Here is a 20,303-nt window from a genome sequence, read left to right as displayed (position 1 = left end):
GTTGGAGAATTATTCTCCGACCGGTTGTTTTTTTGTTTTTTTGATTTGTTTGCTTCGTAGTTGACCGCATGCAGCATCGATATCGGTACCATTCTCAAGACGTACTCCACCGTTTATACCTTTGCGTCTAAGCGCTTCGTAGAACGACTTAATCGCTTCCGGTTCACTCCGCTGATACTGGCCATGTTCATCTACTGGATTGTACGGAATCAGGTTGACGTATGAAAGGTGACGCTTATCCGCAAGCAATCGACCCAACTCTTCCGCTTCTTTTACGTGGTCATTCACGTCACGCAATAAAATATATTCAAATGTGATGCGACGATTCGTTTTTTCCAAATAATAGTTGATTGAATCCATCAATTTTTCAATAGGAAAAGCTTTGTTGATCTTCATGATAGATGAACGTAACTCATTATTCGGCGCATGTAATGAAACCGCCAAGTTCACTTGTAGTTTTTCATCTGCGAAGTCTTTGATTTTCTCCGTCAAACCACTTGTTGAAACCGTAATATGACGCGCGCCAATTGATAAACCTTTTTGATCGTTTACGACATGAAGGAAATTCATCAGATTCGTATAGTTGTCGAATGGTTCGCCTATTCCCATGACTACAATATGACTTACTCGCTCATCTTCGCCCTTACCATCAAGATGCTCTTGCACTTTCATGATTTGACCCACGATTTCTCCTGCATCGAGATCGCGATTTTTGCGCAAAAGTCCGCTTGCACAGAAACTGCAACCGATATTACATCCGACTTGTGTTGTGACACAAACAGAATGGCCATAAGGGAATTTCATCAAAACCGTTTCAATCAAGTTGCCGTCATGCATTTTAAACAGGAATTTCACTGTGCCATCTTGTGAAACTTGCTTAACGTTTTGCTCAAGTGTCTGAATCGAGAAGTTTTCATTCAATAAATCAATTGTCTCTTGATTAATATTATTCATTTCATCAAATGATAAGACACGTTTTTTATAGAGCCAATCCCAAACTTGTGCTGCACGATACTTTTTTTGTCCGTTTTCTATAAGAAAGTCTGTCAATTGTTCGATTGTCAAACCATATATCGATTTTTTCATGTGATTTCTAGCCTCATTTCAAAAATTACAATCTTTTTATTATACTACAAGATTGTAGTAAAAGGAACAACTGATTAGATTTATAATTGTTTTTGCTGGACATCTTTGTCCGTTCTGAGCTTCATGAAAAACGCCAAAAGATTCAATGCTGCGAGTACGGCAAAAAAGATCCCCATACCGGTATGCCCTGTAGCGATTCGGTCATATGCAAAGTATGCCATCACTACACCTATGATAAGATCGATAATTTTTGAATTAAACAAGTTACTACCCCCTTACTTTCCTATACATAGTATATCAGAAAAAAGCACCTGCAACCGAATTTCCATCCGGGGCAAGTGCTCGATAAGTTATCTATTCTTACACATTTGTTGTAGTCAGTTTATGCTTTTTGATGAAATCTGCTAGCACTGTTTCAAGATTTGGCGTGCCGATTTCATCCAAATCATAATAGACACGCGTGCATGGCTTATTGATATTAATCACACGTGAAAGATCCATAGGTGTACCAATAATGACTGCATCTACATCAGCTGCATTGATCGTTGCTTCCAAATCTTTTAACTGCTCTTCGCCGTAGCCCATTGCCGGTAAGATATTTTCGATGTGCTGATACTTATCGAATGTAGTGATCAAGCTACCTACTGCAAATGGACGCGGGTCAACAATTTCAGCTGCGCCAAGACGTTGTGCTGCAATCACACCAGCACCCAGTTTCATTTCACCGTGAGTCAGTGTCGGACCATCTTCAACAATTAGCACGCGTTTGCCTTTGATGATTTCAGGATTATCTACAGAGATTTTTGATTCTGCTTTAATAATTGTACTGTTCGGTGCCGCAAATTTAATATTATTTTCGACCGTTTGAATTGCTTCTTCTGACGCACTATCAATTTTGTTAATAATGGATACATCTGTTGTACGCAAGCACACTTCACCTGGATAATATTTCAACTCATGTCCTGGGCGGTGTGGATCAAGAACTGTGATCGCCAAGTCCGGCTCATAGAATGAAAAGTCGTTGTTTCCACCATCCCAGAGGATTACGTCACAGCCGTCTGGATCATTTTCAGCAGCGTCTAGAATATCCTGGTAATCTACACCTGCATAGATGATATTTCCACGATCAACGTGTGGCTCGTATTCTTCCATTTCTTCAATTGTACATTTATGTTTTTTGAAATCTTCTACAGTTGCGTAACGCTGTACACGTTGTTCAGCTAAGTCGCCATAAGGCATTGGATGACGAATAGCTACTACTTTCAAATCATGCTCGAGCAATGTTTCGATAATTTTACGTGATGTCTGACTCTTCCCTGTTCCCGTTCTAACTGCACAAACAGAAATAACTGGTTTATTACTTTTGATCATCGTAGCTTTTGATCCAAGTAAAGTAAAGTTAGCACCTGCTGAGTTTACAATCGCACCAATTCCCATGACTTTTTCGTAACTAAGGTCACTATAAGAGAATACACATTCATCTACTTCTAGTTCTTTGATCAACTCAGGTAACTGATCTTGAGAATAGATAGGGATTCCTTCGGGATACAATTCACCCGCTAATTCAGTCGGATATTTACGTCCATCGATATCTGGGATTTGCGTTGCTGTAAATGCCACGACATTGTATTCCTCTTTACCACGGTAGTATGTATTGAAATTGTGGAAGTCTCTTCCTGCTGCACCAATAATAATTATATTTTTAGTTTTCATAAATTTATCTCTCCAATCAAGCTTCTTTTTATTATTATAAGTCAACGTGTATAAAAATACAATAGAAAAACTTAAAAATACATGAATTTGTATACATATACATCTTTCATGCGCCATATATTGTCTAAAAAGCTACTATAGCAACGATCTATACTTCTTTCTATACATTTATGAAACAAAAAAGCCATTCAGTATCGAATGGCTTTTGAGTAATTTATTCATTTAGTAAGTTGCTTCAGCACTTCAAATAGTATGTTCATCTGTTCTTCAGTACCGATCGATATACGTAAATAATCACGAATATCCGCTTGATCAAAGTGACGGACTAAAATTCCGCGGTCTTTTAATTGTTGATATAAGACTTTTGCATCCTTGTGTAAAGGCTTTACAAAGACGAAGTTTGCATCGGAAGGCAGAACTTCAAATCCTAATTCTATTAATGTATGGACTGTAGATTCACGTGTGCGAATGATTTTATTCGTACTTTCCGAAAAGTATGCATGATCGACAAATGCGGCAGTAGCTCCCGCCATAGCTAAACGATCAATCGTGTATGAGTTGAAGGAGTCTTTAATGCGCGTCAATCCTGCAATCAATTCTGGTTGTCCAAGGGCGAATCCGACACGTAATCCAGCGAGCGCACGAGATTTAGACGTGGTTTGAATCACAAGTAAATTTGGATAGCGATCAATCAGTTTCATCGCAGATGGACCTGCAAAATCGATATATGCTTCATCGATAATAACTACTTGATCTTGGTTGTTACGCAAAATATCTTCAATGACATCCAACTCAGCATAAATACTTGTCGGCGCATTCGGATTTGGTAGAATGACGCCGCCTGGTGAGTTATAGAACTGCTTTTTGGGTAATGTGAAATCAGCATTTAATGGGACTTTTTCGAATGCAATATTAAATAGCTTGGAATAGACCGGATAAAAGCTATAGCTGATTTCAGGAAATTTAATGGTCTTTCCCGGCTCGAAAAATGCCATGAATGAAAATGCTAGCACTTCGTCAGAGCCATTACCGACAAAGACATGGTCTTTCGTCAGTCCATATGTCTCCGCTATTGCGTGACGCAACGGATCTACAGTTGGTGAAGGATAGCGTTGCAATGTGTTGCCGTTCAATTCCTCTGAAATGGCTTCTAACACTTTAGGACTTGGTGGATACGGATTTTCATTCGTATTTAACTTAATGATATCTGGCTGATTCAACTGCTCACCTGGTACATATGGTTCTGTACGGCGTGCAACTGTGCTCAGAAACCTACTCATTGCGCGGCACTTCCTTTTTTGGTCGTCTTTCACGTAACACTTGCTGAATATCCGTTAGATCAACATCAAGAATATTCATTAATACAAGCGTATGGTAGACCAGATCTGCAATTTCATTGGACACTTCTTCTTTATCTGCATTTTTTGCGCCGATTACGACTTCCGTAGATTCCTCCCCGACTTTTTTCAATACTTTGTCGATACCTTCTTTGAATAAATACGTTGTGTACGAGCCATCTATCGGATTGGCTTTGCGATCTGCGATTTCATCGATTACTTCATAGACAACTTCACGTAATGATTCTTCTTTTTCGGTTACCGTTGTAAAGAAGCATGTTTTTTCGCCAGTGTGACATGCAGGACCTTGTGGCATAACTTGGACTAACAATGTGTCTTGATCGCAGTCTACTGAAATACGTTGCACTTGCTGTGTATTTCCGGAGGTTGCGCCTTTATTCCAAAGTTCTTGTCTTGAACGGCTATAAAACCACGTTTCATTTGTTTCCAACGTCTTTTCAATTGATTCTTTGTTCATATAGGCAAGCATGAGGACTTCCCCTGTGCGATCGTCTTGTACAACCGCTGGAATTAGACCTTTGTCATCAAATTTTAATGCATGGATATCTAGTGTCATTTTAGTCATTCCTAACTGCAATATTTTCTTCTGCTAAATATTTTTTTAAGTCTCGAATATTGATTTCATTGAAGTGGAATACGGATGCGGCTAGAGCTGCATCTGCTTTTCCTTCTGTTAGTACATCTTTAAAGTGTTCAGGTTTTCCTGCACCACCACTTGCGATGATTGGAATATTGACAGCTTCAGCCATGGCGCGGTTGAGTGCAAGATTATACCCATCTTTCACTCCATCTTCGTCCACACTATTGACGACCAGCTCACCAGCGCCAAGTGCTGCCATTTTCTTCGCCCATTCGATCGCATCAATCCCTGTTTCTTCCATACCACCTTTTGCATAAACCGACCACTTGTTTTCGCCTTCTTGACGAACATCCATCGATAACATTACACGCTCTGATCCGTATTTATCCGCTACTTCTTTGATTAGTTCCGGATTCGTCAAAGCTGCACTATTAATAGATATTTTATTACCACCCAGTTCAAATACTTTGTCCACATCTTCGAGCGTACGAATTCCTCCGCCTACGATGAATGGAATCGGCACTTCTTTTGCAATTTCCTCAATTAAATCGAGGAACATACCACGGTTTTTCGTCGATGCAGAAATATCATAGAATACGAGTTCATCTGCGCCATCAGCAACATACTTTTTTGCTAATGTAAGGGGATCTGCTACTTCCTGAACGTCTAGAAATTTCTTTCCTTTTACAACTCTACGATTATCTACGTCTAAACATGGAATGATCTTTTTAGTTGTTGACATGACTGTCGTCCCCCAATAGTTTTTTTAAGGATAGATTGCCTTCGTATAATGCTTTCCCAATAATAGCACCGTACATATCTTCAGCAGCGAGTTTCTGAATATCCTCTTCTGTCGATACACCACCTGAAGCAATGATATCTATTGAAGATGCGTCATCCATTATTTTCAGTTCTTCAAAGTTTGGTCCCTGGAGCATGCCGTCTTTCATGATGTCCGTATAGACAACTGTTCTAACACCAATTTCCGCTAAGTCCTGCAATAAATCAACTGCCTTGACGTCACTTGTTTCTGTCCAACCGTCAGTTGCAACTAAGCCATTACGCGCGTCGATTGAGACCGCAATTTTGTCACCGTATTTTTCAACGGCCTTTTTTAAGAATTCAGGATCTTGAATAGCTGCAGTACCGATAATGACACGTGCGACACCATTTTCGATATGCGAGTCAACGATATCCATGTTGCGGATTCCGCCACCTACTTGAACGGGTATGCTAACTGCCTTAGCAATAGCTTCGATAGCTTTTTTGTTAGCAGAGTTCCCTGTTTTTGCGCCATCTAAGTCTACGACATGGATGTACTCGGCTCCTTGGTTTTGCCATTCTTGTGCCATGTTTGTTGGTGAGTCGTTATAGATTATTTCTTGTGCGTAGTCACCTTGGATAAGGCGAACACATTTGCCGTCTCTAATGTCGATTGCTGGGAATAAAATCATCAACTAGTCCTCCTAATAAATGAAGTTTGGGTAGTGCATTGGCGCCGTTGATCTGCACTACGGGCAGACGCTTTCCTGCGGGGTCTCAAGACTCATGCTTATCCCGCGGGAGTCGCCGCCCTCCGTTCCGATCAACTAGTATATTCTTATACATAGTATAATTTTCAAGATTCAAAACCGTAAAACTTTATTACAAAGAACCTTTAGTAGAAGGTATGCCTTTTACGTCTGGGTTGATGGTGCTGGCAACACGTAGAGCGCGGCCGAAGCTTTTGAATACGGATTCTATAATGTGATGTGTATTTTTCCCGTAGTTCAAGTTGATATGTAATGTGATTTTGGCGTTGTTTGTGAACGCTAGGAAGAATTCTTCGACTAGTTCTGTGTCGAACTCTCCTACTTTGTCTTTCATTCCGTCCACATTAAAGACCAGGAATGAGCGACCACTGATGTCAATGGATGCTGTGGATAGCGCTTCGTCCATTGGTGTGGAAACTAAAGCGAAACGTTCAATACCTTCTTTTGTGCCAATGCATTGGTGAAATAATTGTCCAAGTACGATACCGATATCTTCCACAGAATGGTGTTGATCTACTTCAATGTCGCCATCGCATGTTACAGATAGATCAAAGCGTCCGTGTTTTGCGAATGCCGTCAGCATATGATCGAAAAATCCAACACCTGTGTTGATATTCGTCTTTCCTGTACCGTCTAACGAAAAGTCCATTTCTATAGATGTTTCGCCTGTCTTACGTGTTAATTGTTGTTTACGCATTAGTATCCTGCCTTTCGTACTTTAATAGACTTGGCATGTCCTGTTAATTGTTCAGCATCTGCTAATGTAATGATGTCATCTGCCACTTCTGCCAAAGCGTTCTCGGAATAGTAGATAATACTCGACTTTTTCATGAAATCATATACACCTAACGGAGAAGAAAATGCTGCCGTTCCACTCGTCGGTAATGTGTGATTCGGTCCAGCCATATAATCACCCAATGCTTCAGGCGAGTGCTGACCTAAGAAAATCGCTCCTGCGTTTCGTATAGCAGCCAAATGCTCCATAGAATTATCAATCATTAGCTCCAAATGTTCGGGTGCTAAACGGTTCACGATATCAAATGCTTCTTGCAGAGAATCGACTACAATGATCCGTCCAAAGTTTTCTATAGATTGTGTTGCAATTTCTTTACGATCGAGTTCCGCTAGCTGACGTTCAACTTCTTTAGAAAGCTTGGTCGCAAATACCTCGCTCGTCGTGATACAAACTGCCGCGGCACGCTCATCGTGCTCTGCTTGGGACAGCAAATCTGCTGCTGCATAAACTGGATTAGTATTGGCATCTGCTACGACACAAATTTCACTTGGTCCAGCAATCATATCGATGGCCACATCACCGAACACCCACTTTTTCGCTCTTGCAACGTAGGCATTCCCAGGACCAGTGATTTTGACGACTTTTTCAATTGTCTTTGTTCCGTATGCTAGAGCAGCTATCGCTTGTGCTCCACCTATTTTATAGATTCGGTCGACTCCCGCTTCTTTCGCTGCCACTAGAACGTGAGGATTAATCTTGCCGTCACGTTGTGGTGGTGTCACCATAGAAATTCGTCCGACACCTGCAATTTTCGCTGGCAATGTATTCATTAAGACCGTCGACGGATAGGCAGCTTTTCCACCCGGGACGTAAATTCCAACACTATCAATGGGTGTTACTTTCTGACCAAGCATGATGCCGTCATTTGGATTCAAGAACCATGATTGTTCTTTTTGCGCTTCATGATAAGTCGTGATACGCTCTTTTGCTGAGCGCAATGCACGGAAGAAATCATTCGTAACTGCTCGTTGTGCTTCATTGATTTCCTCTTCTGTGACAATCAAGCTGTCCAGCTTTACTCCGTCAAAACGTTCAGTGAAATCCAGAACCGCTTTGTCGCCTTCAGAACGAACTTGATCGATAATGGACAGAACGTTGCGATCAAATTCTAAATCCGTTTGATTAGAATCTTCGCGTCTTAGTAGTTCTTCTGTAAATTCAGCTCCACGAATGATCTTCATGAACGCACCTCCAAGCCTTCCTTCATATCTTTGATGAACTGCTGGATATCTTCAGTTTTCGTAGCATAACTTGCTTTGTTTACTATCAAACGGGCACTGACATCCGCCACTTCCTGCAAGACAACGAGTCCATTCTCTTTTAATGTTGTACCCGTTTCGACGATATCGACAATGACATCTGACATGCCGATTAATGGCGCGAGTTCAATCGATCCATTCAATTTGATCATTTCAGTACGGATACCTTTTTTGTCGAAAAACTCTTTCGCAACTAATGGATATTTTGAAGCTACCGTTAGAAATGGAATATTTTCAACTGGTGTAAAGGGGTATCCTGCTACCGCCAATTTACAACGTCCGATTCCTAAGTCCAGTAATTCATAAACATCACGAGGATCTTCCATCATGACATCTTTTCCAACAATCCCTACGTCCGCTGCCCCTTTTTCAACGTAAACTGGAACGTCTACGGCTTTAACAAATATTAGTTTGATCTTTTGTTTGTCATCATAAATGACGAGCTTTCGGCTTTCATCAGTGAATTCCGAAAAATATACATCAGATCTTTCAAGGAATTTCATCGCGCGCTCTGCGGTTCGCCCTTTCGCCATTGCTACTGTTAAATAATCCATTCAGGTACCCCTTTCTTGCTTGCGATTAAATCAAGCAGTTGTTTGAAGTCAGTGAACTCTTTTGTTTCTTCATGGTCTAGTAGTTTATTTTGCTGTTCTGTTAATTGAACTGTATAAAGACTGTCATTCTGTTGTTCCGCATCGATCAAAGGTTTAGATATGACACGATAGTCACGCTCTCTCAACTCATTCGTAATATCAATTGCGTATTTAATACGGCTTTCCTCATACAATACAGTCACATCGATGCTATATCTTTCTTTTTGGCCCTTATTAGATGAAGCTTTAACTAATGATTCGATTTCACATGCAAAACCAATCGCTGGCAATTTCACACCAAATTCTTCACTTAGTGCATCATAACGGCCACCCATCAGTACCGGCTTGCCGAAATTCTCTACATAGCCTTGAAAAATAATTCCCGAGTAATATCCCATGTGGTTAATCAAACCGAGATCAATGACGATATGCTTCTTTAAGCCATACAGTTCGACGATATCGCATGTTCGTTGTAAATAGTTGATTGCATCCTGTGCCAATTCACTAACCTGTAAGTTTTGTAGTCTTTCAAATACCACTTCAGGTGCACCATATAATAGAGGTAACTGTTCGAGTACTTCTTTAATAGAAGGATCAATTGATAATTGTTGTAAGAATGGACCTATTTCCACGACATTTTTTGCTTGAATCAACATCTTGAGTTCAGCCGTTTGCTCTGCAGTAATATCGGAGTCTGCAATTAATTCATTGAAGAATCCCGCATAGCCAATTTCAATTTTCACATCCAAGAAACCAACATCCCGTAATGCGTGACATGCAAGCATAATCGTTTCAGCATCTGATACTGGTGAACTCTCACAATAGAACTCGACTCCAGCCTGTGTTTTGCCGATATTCTCGCTTTCCTGGAACGTCTGTCTAAAGACTTCCTGAACATAATAATAACGCATTTCTTCAGGTAAGTTATCACGTAACAGGACGAGTTGCTGTGTCAATGGGATTGTAACATCCGGTCGCAATACGAGTACTTCACCCGTATAGTCAATCACTTTGATCATTTCGTTTTGATTGATTGAAGTACGTACATTGGAATATAAATCATATTGTTCAAATGCGGATGTTTTAATGCGCTTATAGCCATATGTAGTGAATCGTTTACCTAATATGCCAATGATCTTTTCATGCTGTTCATGTTCATTTTCAAGAATTTCAGAATACAAGATATCTTCTACCGCCTTTCATATAAAAAAACTTCATCGCTTTACTACGCTAAAGTAAATTATTACTATAATGGTTATATAGAGCATTGTCAACTGTTAGTAGCATGGATCATCTGCTACAATATGTACTATAGAAAAGGAGAATGTATACTATGTTTGATTATCATATGCACAGCGCATTTTCAGCGGATTGTGAAATCCCAATGGAAGAAATGGCTAAAGCTTCTATCGCTAAAGGCCTAACCGAAATTTGCTTCACCGATCACGTCGATTATGAATATCCAGATGAAACGATTCATTTCGATTTCGACAAAATTGAATATGCACAAAAGATTCTCCAATTGAATGAACAATTCGATGGCCAACTGACTATTAAAAAAGGTGTCGAAATCGGCTTGCAACCTGACCTATTACATCTCTATGAAGAATTGATGGACGAGCATAAATTTGATTTCGTCATTTGTTCGCTTCACACAGTCGAAAATAAATCCCTTCACTATCGTGAGCTATTTGAAGATCGTTCAACAGAGGCAGCTTTTGAGACATATTACAAGGAATTATTGTATTGTGTGCAGCATTATAAACGTTACAGCGTGCTTGGCCACGCCGATTTGATTAAACGCTATACTGATCAACCACCAACTAATCTATTTCATGATTATTTAGAAAAGATCTTCAATACTATTATACCAGAAGGTAAAGGGATTGAACTGAATACTTCGGGAACTCGCTACGGATTGCCGCATAATATGCCAAGTGAAGATATTTTACGTTTGTATAAACAATGTGGAGGCGAAATTATTACACTTGGTTCAGATGCGCATAGAACGACAGAAATCGCACATGAGTTCAAGGAATCTTTGGAGTTATACCAGTCAATCGGCTTTAATTATTTAGCTACTTTCACAGATGGTCATCCAGAATTCCATAAAATTTCATCTTTATAAACTGGAAAGAAAAGTGACGAAAACTTCTTTGGAATTTCGTCACTTTTTTTTTGAAATACGCTTATTTCCTGAATACCCATGTTTTCAACAAAGCCAAACGCTCCCGAATTGCTACTTTTGCCTTTACAGATTCAGGCGTCTTCGCCACAACGACGTCAGACTCCCATCCAATCTGTCTTGCAAGAAATCTTGCTCTTGCCAAGTGGTAATCACTGCTGATGATAGTCACTCCCACCACTTCTGGAATGATATTCTGACTAAATTGCAAATTTTCATATGTAGAAGTGGATTGATCTTCAATAATTAACCGGTCTTTTTCAATACCATGTTCATGAAGATAGCGATACATCGCTTCAGCTTCGCTAATGTCTTCATCTTTTCCTTGTCCGCCTGAAAGTACAAACTGGACATGCGGATATTGTGTTGCATACTCCACAGCACTTTCCAAACGGTACTGTAATGATAGCGAAGGTTCTTCTCCGTTCACTTTGGCACCTAGGATGATTGCATAGTCATAGTTTCCATTCGCTTTCATCTGTTGTGCTTGTTTTATTCGATCCTCCGGTAACATCCAAAACATCCCCAGTCCCGCAATGGTTAAAACTACTATTATGGCTATACCCCACAACTTCTTCATTCAGTTACCTCCTACTTTGTCCATAAGACGGCTACGAATGAAAAGTAGTTCCAAAAAAGAGCAGCGAAGCTTTTGGCCGCGTTGCTCTTGATATCCATCTTTAAAGCTACTTCACGATTTGCTTTTTATTGACCATACTATGCACTTCAGTAGGTAGTCCCCATAACTTAATGAAACCAACCGCTGCCGCTTGATCAAACTCATCATCAGATGTATAAGTAGCTAGTTTCTCATCATATAGCGAATTGGAAGATTTACGACCTTCTACTATTGCATGACCTTTGAATAATTTTACACGAACTGTACCATTGACATATTGCTGTGTCTCTTTAATGAATGCCTCAAGTGCATTTCGCAAAGGAGAGAACCAAAGTCCGTTATAAATCAATTCTCCAAGTTTTTGTGAAATGATCGGTTTGAAGTGCGCTAATTCTTTTACAAGCGTTAAATCTTCAAGTTCCTTATGCGCTTTCAACAACGTAATAGCTCCTGGTGCTTCATATACTTCACGAGATTTAATACCGACTAAACGATTTTCTACATGATCAATACGACCAATGCCATGTTTTCCAGCCATTTCATTCAATTTTGTAATCAGTTCACTTAATATATACTTTTCCCCATCAATCGTAATCGGAACGCCTTGTTCAAAGCCAATCTCGATTATATCAGCGGTGTCTGGGGCATTTTCAATGGAAACCGTCAAACCAAATGCGTCCTCCGGAGGTGTTGCCCATGGGTCCTCTAAAATCCCGCATTCATTTGCACGCCCCCACAAATTTTGGTCCACCGAGTATGGATTATCCAAGTCAATGGGTATTGGAATATTATGTTCTTGCGCATAATGAATTTCCTCTTCACGTGACCAGCTCCATGAACGCACTGGCGCTACGACTTCAAGCGTTGGATCTAGTGACTTGATTGCCACTTCAAAACGTACCTGGTCATTTCCTTTTCCTGTGCATCCATGAGCCACCGCAGCGGCTTTTTCCTGATGTGCTATTTCCACCAACTTCTTGGAAATAAGCGGACGTGATAACGCAGAGACAAGCGGATATTTATTCTCATAATATGTTTGAGCTTGCAATGAAAGAAGTACAAAGTCCTGTGCGAATTCTTCACGTGCATCAATAACATAGCTGCTAACTGCTCCAACAGTAAGAGCCTTTTCTTTAATGAAATCGAGATCTTTCCCTTCGCCAACATCTAAGCAGACTGCTATTACGCTATATCCTTGATCCGTTAACCATTGAATTGCGACTGATGTGTCTAAACCGCCTGAGTAGGCTAAAACGACTTTCTTCTTTTCCATGGGTGAATCCCCTTTCATGCAAGCGAATGTATGTTTATTCAACTTAACGTATTTTTATAATAACATATTTCATTCGTAACGCAATAAGAATGGATAAAAAAAACAGACACATTATGTAAAAAATGTGTCTGTTTTATATTACTTATCGAATTCCGTGTGCAACCATTGCATCGGCTACCCTTAGGAAGCCTGCTACGTTAGCGCCCATTACTAGATTGCCTGGTTTACCATAGTCTACTGCTGCAGTACTACAGTCTTTATAGATGTTCTGCATAACTTCTTTCAAATGCATATCTACTTGTTCTTCTGACCATGATAGACGCTGACTGTTCTGAGACATTTCCATAGCGGAAACAGCTACACCGCCAGCATTAGCAGCTTTTGCTGGTGCGAATAATACATTATGCTCCTGAAAAATCACAATCGCTTCAATTGTACAAGGCATATTAGCGCCTTCACCCACTGCTTTTACACCATTTGCAATCAGCATATGTGCTGCAATTTCATCGATTTCATTCTGTGTAGCACACGGTAGTGCAATATCACATGGAATAGACCAAATTTCTGTGCAATCAGCATGATACTCTGCATCAGGACGTTCTTTCGTATATTCCCAAATACGTTTATTGCCGTACTCTTTTAATTCCTTCACTAAGTCAAGATCAATTCCGTTCTTGTCATAGATATAGCCATCAGAATCACTACATGCTACAACTTTCGCGCCAAGTTGCATAGCTTTTTCCATTGCATATGTCGAAACATTACCTGAGCCGGAAACTACAACAGTCTGACCTTCCAATGAAAGATTGTTTTCTTTCAGCATTTCATCAACGAAGTATACGGTACCGTAACCAGTTGCTTCTTTCCGACCGAGGCTTCCACCGTGGTCGGGGTTTTTCCCTGTTAAAATACCTGCTTCGTAGCCACCTTTAATGCGATTATATTGACCAAATAGATAGCCGATTTCACGTTTACCTACACCAATATCACCTGCCGGCACGTCAATGTCAGGTCCAATATGTCTGCTAAGCTCTGTCATGAAACTTTGTGTAAAGCGCATGACTTCACGATCAGACTTCCCCTTTGGATCGAAATCAGATCCACCTTTACCTGCCCCGATTGGCTGCCCTGTTAACGCATTTTTAAATATTTGTTCGAATGCGAGGAATTTCATAATGCTATTATTTACAGAAGGGTGGAAACGAAGTCCCCCCTTATAAGGCCCAAGATCACTATTGAACTGAACACGGAACCCTCTATTTACTTGTACTTTACCTTTATCATCTTCCCACGCTACGCGGAAAGAAATAATTCGTTCTGGCTCTGTAATTCGCTCTAGAATTCCGTTCTCCATAAATTCGGGATGCTTAGCAAAGACTGGACGAAGAGAATCAAAAATCTCTCTTGTCGCTTGTAGAAATTCCTTCTCATCTGGATTCCTTTTCTTCACCAGTTCATATACATTATGAACGTAATCATTTGCTTTTTTGCGATTATTATATTCTACCTCACCAATCTTTGTCATTTGCGATCATTCCTTTCCTTAGTTAATAATTAAAAATTGTCGACTGACTAGTCGCTCATTTACTCAGAGGCTATGACTTTATAATACTTATATGATTAAAGAGTAAATTCTACTAGATAAATTGAATTTTAATTGTTCTAAATATTTCTTTGTATTTCAATATTATCACTGAAAAGATAGCAAGTTACAAGATTTTTTTATAATATCTGGGTTTTGACTTAACTTTTGTGTCGATTTTATGTACTATCTTCAACTTTATTATTTACATTCGACTGAATTGAGAGTATTATTAAACTATTCAAACGAGCTATGTGAGGTTATATATGTAAGCGCATACACATACTAGTGAGAACAATACGAAAAGAAAGAGGCGAAGCGCTATGACAAAGAAAACAAGTACAATTCGATCAATCTTAGGAGCGAACTTACTCCTGATCATGACTTTTGCTCTCCTACCTGCTTTACTCGTAAATCCGGATATGGATATGTTCCAAAGCGCTATGAAATTGTTAAATAACGAGTGAGAACTCATATGACAGAGCCTTTCCTTTTACTTAAGGAAAGGCTCTTATACTTATCGCTTCCGGATAGTAAATCGATCTTCTAATAACAGCCAGTTTTGTGGGAATGAAAGGCCGAGTTTCCAGTACATGATTCCCCGCAACTTGAATTTCTTCAGCAAGTTAAACTTCTCGTTAATGCTTCGTGCGTCCTCAAACCACACTTCATGTTCCGTTCCTTGTTCATCGTAATACGTATAATGCGGCGCCTGGGCTAGTGCATCGTATTCAATTGCAACATTCTGCTCGATTGCTAGATTAGTAGCAGTTCGTGGACTTAATGCTCTGGCGGCTTTACTATCCGGTTGACCAAATGGGGCTGTCCAATCATAGCCGTATAGATTCTGACCTAAAAAAATTTTTTCATTTGGCATTTGACTAACGGCATATTCTACTACTCTGGTGACTGGACCTATTGGACTTACAGCTTGTGGTGCACTATACGTATATCCCCATTCATATGTCATCAATACAACGAAGTCTACAATTTCTCCATGCACTTTATAATCATGGGCCCCATAAATACCTGTCGTTACTTCCCCCGCTTTTGGTGCAAGTGCTGTAGAAATCGTAAGGCCAGCTTTATGAATTTGATCGCGTGCATTGCGTAATAGTTGATTATATAATTCCCGATCTTCAGGGAATAATAACTCAAAGTCGAAGTGAATATCATCATATCCGATTTTTTTTGCTACATCAATTGCACTTTGAATCATTTTGTTTTGCGCTGCTTGATCAGTAAAAAGAACATGCGCTAAATCTGCACTGAATGTATAGTCTTCTAAATTCGTCAGAACTAGCATATTTACAACACCTGCGTTTTTTGCGATAGTCGGAATATCTGCTAGAGCAGGTGCTTTGAGTGAGCCGTCACGTTGTACTTCATAACTGAACATGGCGAGATACGTAAGGTCATCGACACGTTCACGAACTTCCGCCAGCATATCTTGACTGACTGGATTACGCGGTTCTACATATAATAATGAATCAATCCTCGTTTTCACTTCTTGTGGTATATACAGACGCTGACCAATCATTAATGGTCTGGTGGGACTGATTGCATTAATTTCTGCCAAGCGCGCAACTGTTAGACCATATCTTTGTGCGATTGTATAGAGACTATCTCCAGGTCGCACCCAATAATAAGAACCTATTATTGGTATGACAAGTGCTTGTCCTACAGCTAATCGGATATCACTTTCTAGTTCATTAACTTCTGCTATTTGTTCGTATGGCACACCGTATATTTTACCGATTTCATACAAACTCTCACCTTGCGAAACTACATGAATCTGCATGTATCTTCACTACCCTTCCTGAGTTCTATCCTTATGATATGATGGCGCGTTAAGAACTATGCTTGAGTCGCCAATACAATTTCATATGAATAAGCTTTCGATTACTTCACATACTATTTTCGATGTACATGACTATTGAAGGAGGAAAAATATTTGACAAATCAATTCGAAACATCTCAAAACATGCAAGGCGGACAAGTTCCCCATCGATGAATCACGGTGGACATGAGTTATTTGATGTCAAAGAAGTACTTAGCGCGACAGTCGGAGCATTGAACCAAGCGATGATTTTACGCCCACACGTCCAAGATCCAGAACTTTTAGATATTCTTGATCGACAGTACCGATTCGCGTTGGATGAGTACAATATTCTCGTCGAAAGTTTCAAAACAGGCAAAGATCCTTCACACCCTACGCAGCGCTATCAAATGAAAGCAAGTAGCGACTTCATTTACGGTATGAAAGAAAAAGCACCCTCTAAGCCCATTCAATCCACAGGTGAAATCAGTGATGAAATCATCTCCGGCTTTTTACTTGGCGCTAAGAAAGAAGGCGCTACAGGCAAAACAGCTGCTTCATTAGAAGTATGTAATCCAGTCGTTCGCCGTGTACTGGCAGATTCCGTGCCTAACTGTATAGAAATGGCGTACGAGTTGTCAATTTACCAAAACAAACATCACTATTATCAAGTACCTCAATTAAATGATCAGGATATGAATATGTTGCTTAATTCATTTGCACCTTCACAAGGTCAACCCGGTATGCCGAACAACCTTCAATAAGTTAATGTTTCAAGCAGATGGAGTTCTTCTTCATCTGCTTTTTTGCTTTTACACTCCCTATATTTGTATACTATGTAGAAGAATACAAATGAAGGAGTGTCTATATGAAAGTTGCGATCTTTGATTTTGATGGTACGTTGTACACTAAAGAAACCTTTAAATTACTCATGGAGCAATTAAAGAATCATCCTACGCACAAGAAGTATTACCGAAACTTTTTTCGATCGATATTACCGCTTTATGTTCGCTATAAACTAAAAATACTACCTGAGTCTATTATGAAAGAACGCTCTATGTTCCTTTATCTACAAGCATTGGATTCATTGACGATGGCAGAACTACATGAGTATTTTAAAGGTATGCATAACGTGATGTTGCCTGACTTCAATGAACAAGTCATTAACCGACTAGTAGAACATCAAAAAGAGGGATACCATATCTTACTAGTTTCTGGAGCTTATACTCCTTTTTTAAAAGCAGTCACAAGTCACTTGACATTTGATCGAATTATCGGCACAGACATCCCTTCAAATGGAGAACAATTAGCGATGGATCAGCCTTTCCTACATATTCAAGGTACACGTAAAAACGAACAAATTTATCAAGCACTACTTGGAGAAATTGTCGATTGGGATAATAGCTTTGCTTATGGTGACAGCATTTCCGACCTTCCAGTCTTAGAGCAAGTTGGGTACCCTGTAGCAGTTCGTCCAGATAAAAAACTTACTGCAGTGGCCAAACAAAGAAATTGGGAAATATTATAAAAAACGCGAAGAGCTCTGATTATGTCAGGGCTCTTCACGTCAAGTCGATTTTAATGTATTGATATACAAACTGCCATCTGACTGAATTTCTGCGTAGAGAACATGCTCTGGTTTGGAAATCCCTTGTTTTTTTAGTTGCTCAGTTAACCAAGTATCAGTCAATTGAAGTTCTCTCATATTTTTCTCTTCTACTTTCCCGTTAGTAATAATTTCGGTCGGAATATATTTTGGCTGTGGTGCTGGGGCTTTGATATCTTTCTTTGTCGCATATTTCTCACTTGCATTCAACATGACACTTAAATTACCATTCGTTTCGAATATCGCGTAATTGACGTCTTTCATAGAAAATACCGACTGCTCTCGTAGCATCATATTTATATCATTGAAACTCAAACGTAATTTACGCATGGAACCTTCTAGGATTTTTCCGTTCTGAATGACAATCATCGGTTTATCATCGAGTAATACACGAAGTTTAATGGATTTGAATGATAAAAAGTTAGCAAGAATTGTTAATACTGCCCATAAGACCATTCCATATAAACCATTCAAGAATGGCGTTTCAGACTCTCCCGCCAAATTGGCCGCAATCGAACCGATTGTTATACCTGTCACATAATGAAAGAAAGTCAATTGTGACACTTGTTTCTTCCCCATAAAACGCGCCAAAATCAACAGCACAACAAATGAGATCACCGTTCGTAAAGTCATTTCCCAAAAAGCCAATTGCCAAAATTCATCTATGTTCACTGCATACACCTCCGGTAATCGGAGTATGTGCAAACTATAGAAATTTATACACTAATTCTTTTAATTCCAGTTATAAGGAGTTTTCTGGTAGACATAGTAATTGAGCCAATTCGAGAACAATAAATGCGTATGGGATCGCCAAGTATTCATAGGTTCTTTGGACGGATCGTCGTTCGGATAATAATTTACAGGAACATCAATGTCAGCACCTTTTTCTATATCGCGAGCGTATTCATCCCCTAATGTGTGTGCATCGTACTCTAAGTGTCCAGTTACCATAATATGTTTTGCATCATTTGAGATCACAATGAATGCGCCGGCATCTTCAGAAGCAGAAAGCAGGGTCAAATCAGGATGATTCTTTATTTCTTCTAATGAAACTCCCGTATGGCGTGAGTGTGGGGCAACATATACATCATTAAACCCTCTTGCCAAGTTCACTGTTGGATCGGTAATATCATGTGAAAATACTCCAAAACACTTTTTCGGCAACTCGAATTTGTCAATTCCGTAGTGATGATATAGAGCCGCTTGTGCCCCCCAACAAATATGAAGAACAGATGTGACGTTCGTTTTTGTCCATTCCATAATTTCTTCTAGCTCCTTCCAATAGACTACATCTTCAAATTGTAGAAGTTCGATTGGAGCACCTGTGATAATCATACCGTCAAAACGACGATTTTTGACATATTCAAAAGTAGTATAGAACGTTTCTAAATGATTCTGACTGACGTTTTTCGAAACATAGGTAGCTGTATTGAGAAATGTGACATTCACTTGTAAAGGTGTATTACCAAGCAATCGCAGCAATTGAAGCTCTGTCTTTTCTTTTTCAGGCATCAAGTTCAAAATTAAAATATTGATCGGGCGGATATCCTGTGTTGTCGCACGTTCTTCATCCATAATAAAGATTTTTTCTTCTTTCAGTAATTCACCTGCTGGTAGATGTTTTGGTATATTAATCGGCATTCTATTTCCCCCTTGACGTTCAGTTATTCTATTTCTATACAAAAAAGCCCTCATTTCTCTTAGATAAGAAAATGAGGGTTGACCATTCACCGTTCTTATCTCTCAAGACAACAATCTTGTTGGAGGTAGCACCTTCCTGTATATACAGAGGTTGCTGAAGCTTCATCAGGCCAAATCCCTCAGCTTCTCTTGATAAGAAATATTTAATTACTGCCTATTATAGCATTAATAAATTAATTGTATAGCGGAATTGTCAAATTGTTCTGCGCATTTAAGTTTTGTAAATTGTAGATAGTATATTTTTGTGTATAATAGAAACTACCAACTACATTTCTTCGAGGAGGAGCTCATGAAGTCTTTAGGTATTGTTCGTAAAGTTGATCATCTCGGCAGAATTGTCATTCCAAAAGAACTTCGAAATTCTTTGTCGATCGATAAGGGCGATCCGATCGAAATTTTCGTAGAAGATGATAGAATCATTTTGAGAAAATTTCAGGCCAACAGAGCGTGTTTTATCACGGGTGATGTGATGGATGAAAACAAACTATTGTCAAACGGTCTATACATCAGTCCACAAGGCGCTAAAATTCTTATAGAGCAACTGAAAGAGTTCACGTAATACAAGAAATAAGATCTTATTGTGGCATCTTTTCTAATATAA

Annotated in this window: 22 protein-coding genes and 1 riboswitch; of the genes, 5 read left to right on the top strand and 17 right to left on the bottom strand. The window is 39.5% G+C overall.

Annotation, left to right across the window (positions count from 1 at the left end):
• Positions 1 to 9 precede the first annotated feature (9 nt).
• The 11 genes from rlmN to hisZ form a co-directional block, all read right to left on the bottom strand.
• Complete coding sequence (gene rlmN, locus CSV70_RS10500) at positions 10 to 1,086, bottom strand: dual-specificity RNA methyltransferase RlmN (protein ID WP_085131323.1); 1,077 nt, start codon at positions 1,084 to 1,086, stop codon at positions 10 to 12.
• Between the two features lie 80 nt (positions 1,087 to 1,166).
• A complete protein-coding gene (locus CSV70_RS10495; protein WP_085131324.1) occupies positions 1,167 to 1,349 on the bottom strand; it encodes a hypothetical protein in 183 nt (60 codons plus the stop codon).
• 97 nt (positions 1,350 to 1,446) lie between these two features.
• The gene (locus tag CSV70_RS10490) at positions 1,447 to 2,799 is read right to left on the bottom strand and encodes a cyclic 2,3-diphosphoglycerate synthase (RefSeq protein ID WP_085131325.1); all 1,353 of its coding nucleotides are present in this window, start codon (positions 2,797 to 2,799) and stop codon (positions 1,447 to 1,449) included.
• 218 nt (positions 2,800 to 3,017) lie between these two features.
• The gene (hisC, locus tag CSV70_RS10485; protein WP_085131326.1) at positions 3,018 to 4,079 is read right to left on the bottom strand and encodes a histidinol-phosphate transaminase; all 1,062 of its coding nucleotides are present in this window, start codon (positions 4,077 to 4,079) and stop codon (positions 3,018 to 3,020) included.
• Positions 4,072 to 4,722 carry a bifunctional phosphoribosyl-AMP cyclohydrolase/phosphoribosyl-ATP diphosphatase HisIE gene (hisIE, locus tag CSV70_RS10480; protein ID WP_099628783.1) on the bottom strand — a complete coding sequence of 217 codons (651 nt, stop codon included), beginning with the start codon at positions 4,720 to 4,722 and terminating at the stop codon, positions 4,072 to 4,074. Before hisIE ends, hisC begins: the two co-directional genes overlap by 8 nt.
• Positions 4,715 to 5,479 (bottom strand): imidazole glycerol phosphate synthase subunit HisF, encoded by a 765-nt coding sequence (gene hisF, locus CSV70_RS10475; RefSeq protein WP_099628727.1) that lies wholly within the window; start codon positions 5,477 to 5,479, stop codon positions 4,715 to 4,717. Before hisF ends, hisIE begins: the two co-directional genes overlap by 8 nt.
• A complete protein-coding gene (gene hisA / locus CSV70_RS10470) occupies positions 5,466 to 6,191 on the bottom strand; it encodes a 1-(5-phosphoribosyl)-5-[(5-phosphoribosylamino)methylideneamino]imidazole-4-carboxamide isomerase (protein WP_099627088.1) in 726 nt (241 codons plus the stop codon). Before hisA ends, hisF begins: the two co-directional genes overlap by 14 nt.
• A gap of 190 nt (positions 6,192 to 6,381) precedes the next feature.
• Positions 6,382 to 6,966 carry an imidazoleglycerol-phosphate dehydratase HisB gene (hisB, locus tag CSV70_RS10465; protein ID WP_099628726.1) on the bottom strand — a complete coding sequence of 195 codons (585 nt, stop codon included), beginning with the start codon at positions 6,964 to 6,966 and terminating at the stop codon, positions 6,382 to 6,384.
• Complete coding sequence (hisD, locus tag CSV70_RS10460) at positions 6,966 to 8,246, bottom strand: histidinol dehydrogenase (RefSeq protein WP_099627086.1); 1,281 nt, start codon at positions 8,244 to 8,246, stop codon at positions 6,966 to 6,968. The genes hisB and hisD overlap by 1 nt, the downstream gene beginning before the upstream one ends.
• Complete coding sequence (hisG, locus tag CSV70_RS10455) at positions 8,243 to 8,878, bottom strand: ATP phosphoribosyltransferase (RefSeq protein WP_085131331.1); 636 nt, start codon at positions 8,876 to 8,878, stop codon at positions 8,243 to 8,245. The genes hisD and hisG overlap by 4 nt, the downstream gene beginning before the upstream one ends.
• Positions 8,866 to 10,098, bottom strand: coding sequence for an ATP phosphoribosyltransferase regulatory subunit (gene hisZ, locus CSV70_RS10450; RefSeq protein WP_158232409.1), 1,233 nt, complete (start codon positions 10,096 to 10,098; stop codon positions 8,866 to 8,868). The genes hisG and hisZ overlap by 13 nt, the downstream gene beginning before the upstream one ends.
• Positions 10,099 to 10,250: 152 nt before the next feature.
• Here hisZ and CSV70_RS10445 point away from each other — a divergent pair, with 152 nt between their 5' ends.
• Positions 10,251 to 11,045: a histidinol-phosphatase HisJ family protein gene (locus CSV70_RS10445; protein ID WP_085131333.1), complete on the top strand. Its 795-nt coding sequence runs from the start codon at positions 10,251 to 10,253 to the stop codon at positions 11,043 to 11,045.
• A gap of 61 nt (positions 11,046 to 11,106) precedes the next feature.
• Here the strand turns inward: CSV70_RS10445 and CSV70_RS10440 are convergent, their stop codons facing one another.
• The 3 genes from CSV70_RS10440 to gdhA form a co-directional block, all read right to left on the bottom strand.
• Positions 11,107 to 11,682 (bottom strand): YdcF family protein, encoded by a 576-nt coding sequence (locus CSV70_RS10440; protein WP_199171618.1) that lies wholly within the window; start codon positions 11,680 to 11,682, stop codon positions 11,107 to 11,109.
• A 106-nt stretch (positions 11,683 to 11,788) separates the two neighbouring features.
• Positions 11,789 to 12,994, bottom strand: coding sequence for an argininosuccinate synthase (locus CSV70_RS10435; protein ID WP_099628725.1), 1,206 nt, complete (start codon positions 12,992 to 12,994; stop codon positions 11,789 to 11,791).
• Positions 12,995 to 13,136: 142 nt separating this feature from the next.
• On the bottom strand, positions 13,137 to 14,519 hold the full coding sequence (gene gdhA / locus CSV70_RS10430; RefSeq protein ID WP_085131335.1) for an NADP-specific glutamate dehydrogenase: 1,383 nt from the start codon (positions 14,517 to 14,519) through the stop codon (positions 13,137 to 13,139).
• A gap of 380 nt (positions 14,520 to 14,899) precedes the next feature.
• Between gdhA and CSV70_RS16595 the strand changes: the two genes are divergently transcribed.
• Positions 14,900 to 15,043, top strand: coding sequence for a hypothetical protein (locus tag CSV70_RS16595; protein ID WP_198166064.1), 144 nt, complete (start codon positions 14,900 to 14,902; stop codon positions 15,041 to 15,043).
• Positions 15,044 to 15,093: 50 nt separating this feature from the next.
• On the opposite strand, the gene CSV70_RS10425 is transcribed toward CSV70_RS16595, so the two are convergent.
• Positions 15,094 to 16,377 (bottom strand): LysM peptidoglycan-binding domain-containing protein, encoded by a 1,284-nt coding sequence (locus CSV70_RS10425; protein WP_099628724.1) that lies wholly within the window; start codon positions 16,375 to 16,377, stop codon positions 15,094 to 15,096.
• A 209-nt stretch (positions 16,378 to 16,586) separates the two neighbouring features.
• Between CSV70_RS10425 and CSV70_RS10420 the strand changes: the two genes are divergently transcribed.
• Together CSV70_RS10420 and CSV70_RS10415 are read left to right on the top strand one after the other, a co-directional pair.
• Complete coding sequence (locus CSV70_RS10420) at positions 16,587 to 17,159, top strand: spore coat protein (RefSeq protein WP_099679260.1); 573 nt, start codon at positions 16,587 to 16,589, stop codon at positions 17,157 to 17,159.
• Positions 17,160 to 17,263: 104 nt separating this feature from the next.
• Complete coding sequence (locus tag CSV70_RS10415; protein ID WP_085131337.1) at positions 17,264 to 17,923, top strand: HAD family hydrolase; 660 nt, start codon at positions 17,264 to 17,266, stop codon at positions 17,921 to 17,923.
• Between the two features lie 39 nt (positions 17,924 to 17,962).
• Here the strand turns inward: CSV70_RS10415 and CSV70_RS10410 are convergent, their stop codons facing one another.
• Entirely contained in the window at positions 17,963 to 18,667 is a 705-nt protein-coding gene (locus CSV70_RS10410) for a YetF domain-containing protein (RefSeq protein ID WP_369802578.1), read from the bottom strand.
• A 66-nt stretch (positions 18,668 to 18,733) separates the two neighbouring features.
• Complete coding sequence (metA, locus tag CSV70_RS10405) at positions 18,734 to 19,642, bottom strand: homoserine O-acetyltransferase MetA (RefSeq protein ID WP_099628723.1); 909 nt, start codon at positions 19,640 to 19,642, stop codon at positions 18,734 to 18,736.
• 92 nt (positions 19,643 to 19,734) lie between these two features.
• Positions 19,735 to 19,841: riboswitch (SAM riboswitch) on the bottom strand.
• A gap of 150 nt (positions 19,842 to 19,991) precedes the next feature.
• Between metA and CSV70_RS10400 the strand changes: the two genes are divergently transcribed.
• On the top strand, positions 19,992 to 20,261 hold the full coding sequence (locus CSV70_RS10400; RefSeq protein WP_085131339.1) for an AbrB/MazE/SpoVT family DNA-binding domain-containing protein: 270 nt from the start codon (positions 19,992 to 19,994) through the stop codon (positions 20,259 to 20,261).
• Positions 20,262 to 20,303: the final 42 nt, after the last annotated feature.

This window comes from Sporosarcina sp. P25, assembly GCF_002743235.1.
GTDB classification, from domain to species: Bacteria; Bacillota; Bacilli; order Bacillales_A; family Planococcaceae; genus Sporosarcina; species Sporosarcina ureae_B.
Note: the sequence above shows the minus strand (reverse complement) of the source record. Positions and strands in the feature narration are given on the sequence as shown.

Coding starts and splice junctions, on each gene's coding strand:
- rlmN (WP_085131323.1), bottom strand. CDS start 1,086: ATGAAAAAATCGATATATGGTTTGACAATCGAACAATTGACAGACTTT.
- CSV70_RS10490 (WP_085131325.1), bottom strand. CDS start 2,799: ATGAAAACTAAAAATATAATTATTATTGGTGCAGCAGGAAGAGACTTC.
- hisC (WP_085131326.1), bottom strand. CDS start 4,079: ATGAGTAGGTTTCTGAGCACAGTTGCACGCCGTACAGAACCATATGTA.
- hisIE (WP_099628783.1), bottom strand. CDS start 4,722: ATGACTAAAATGACACTAGATATCCATGCATTAAAATTTGATGACAAA.
- hisF (WP_099628727.1), bottom strand. CDS start 5,479: ATGTCAACAACTAAAAAGATCATTCCATGTTTAGACGTAGATAATCGT.
- hisA (WP_099627088.1), bottom strand. CDS start 6,191: ATGATTTTATTCCCAGCAATCGACATTAGAGACGGCAAATGTGTTCGC.
- hisB (WP_099628726.1), bottom strand. CDS start 6,966: ATGCGTAAACAACAATTAACACGTAAGACAGGCGAAACATCTATAGAA.
- hisD (WP_099627086.1), bottom strand. CDS start 8,246: ATGAAGATCATTCGTGGAGCTGAATTTACAGAAGAACTACTAAGACGC.
- hisG (WP_085131331.1), bottom strand. CDS start 8,878: ATGGATTATTTAACAGTAGCAATGGCGAAAGGGCGAACCGCAGAGCGC.
- CSV70_RS10445 (WP_085131333.1), top strand. CDS start 10,251: ATGTTTGATTATCATATGCACAGCGCATTTTCAGCGGATTGTGAAATC.
- CSV70_RS10440 (WP_199171618.1), bottom strand. CDS start 11,682: ATGAAGAAGTTGTGGGGTATAGCCATAATAGTAGTTTTAACCATTGCG.
- CSV70_RS10435 (WP_099628725.1), bottom strand. CDS start 12,994: ATGGAAAAGAAGAAAGTCGTTTTAGCCTACTCAGGCGGTTTAGACACA.
- gdhA (WP_085131335.1), bottom strand. CDS start 14,519: ATGACAAAGATTGGTGAGGTAGAATATAATAATCGCAAAAAAGCAAAT.
- CSV70_RS16595 (WP_198166064.1), top strand. CDS start 14,900: ATGACAAAGAAAACAAGTACAATTCGATCAATCTTAGGAGCGAACTTA.
- CSV70_RS10425 (WP_099628724.1), bottom strand. CDS start 16,377: ATGCAGATTCATGTAGTTTCGCAAGGTGAGAGTTTGTATGAAATCGGT.
- CSV70_RS10420 (WP_099679260.1), top strand. CDS start 16,587: ATGAATCACGGTGGACATGAGTTATTTGATGTCAAAGAAGTACTTAGC.
- CSV70_RS10415 (WP_085131337.1), top strand. CDS start 17,264: ATGAAAGTTGCGATCTTTGATTTTGATGGTACGTTGTACACTAAAGAA.
- metA (WP_099628723.1), bottom strand. CDS start 19,642: ATGCCGATTAATATACCAAAACATCTACCAGCAGGTGAATTACTGAAA.
- CSV70_RS10400 (WP_085131339.1), top strand. CDS start 19,992: ATGAAGTCTTTAGGTATTGTTCGTAAAGTTGATCATCTCGGCAGAATT.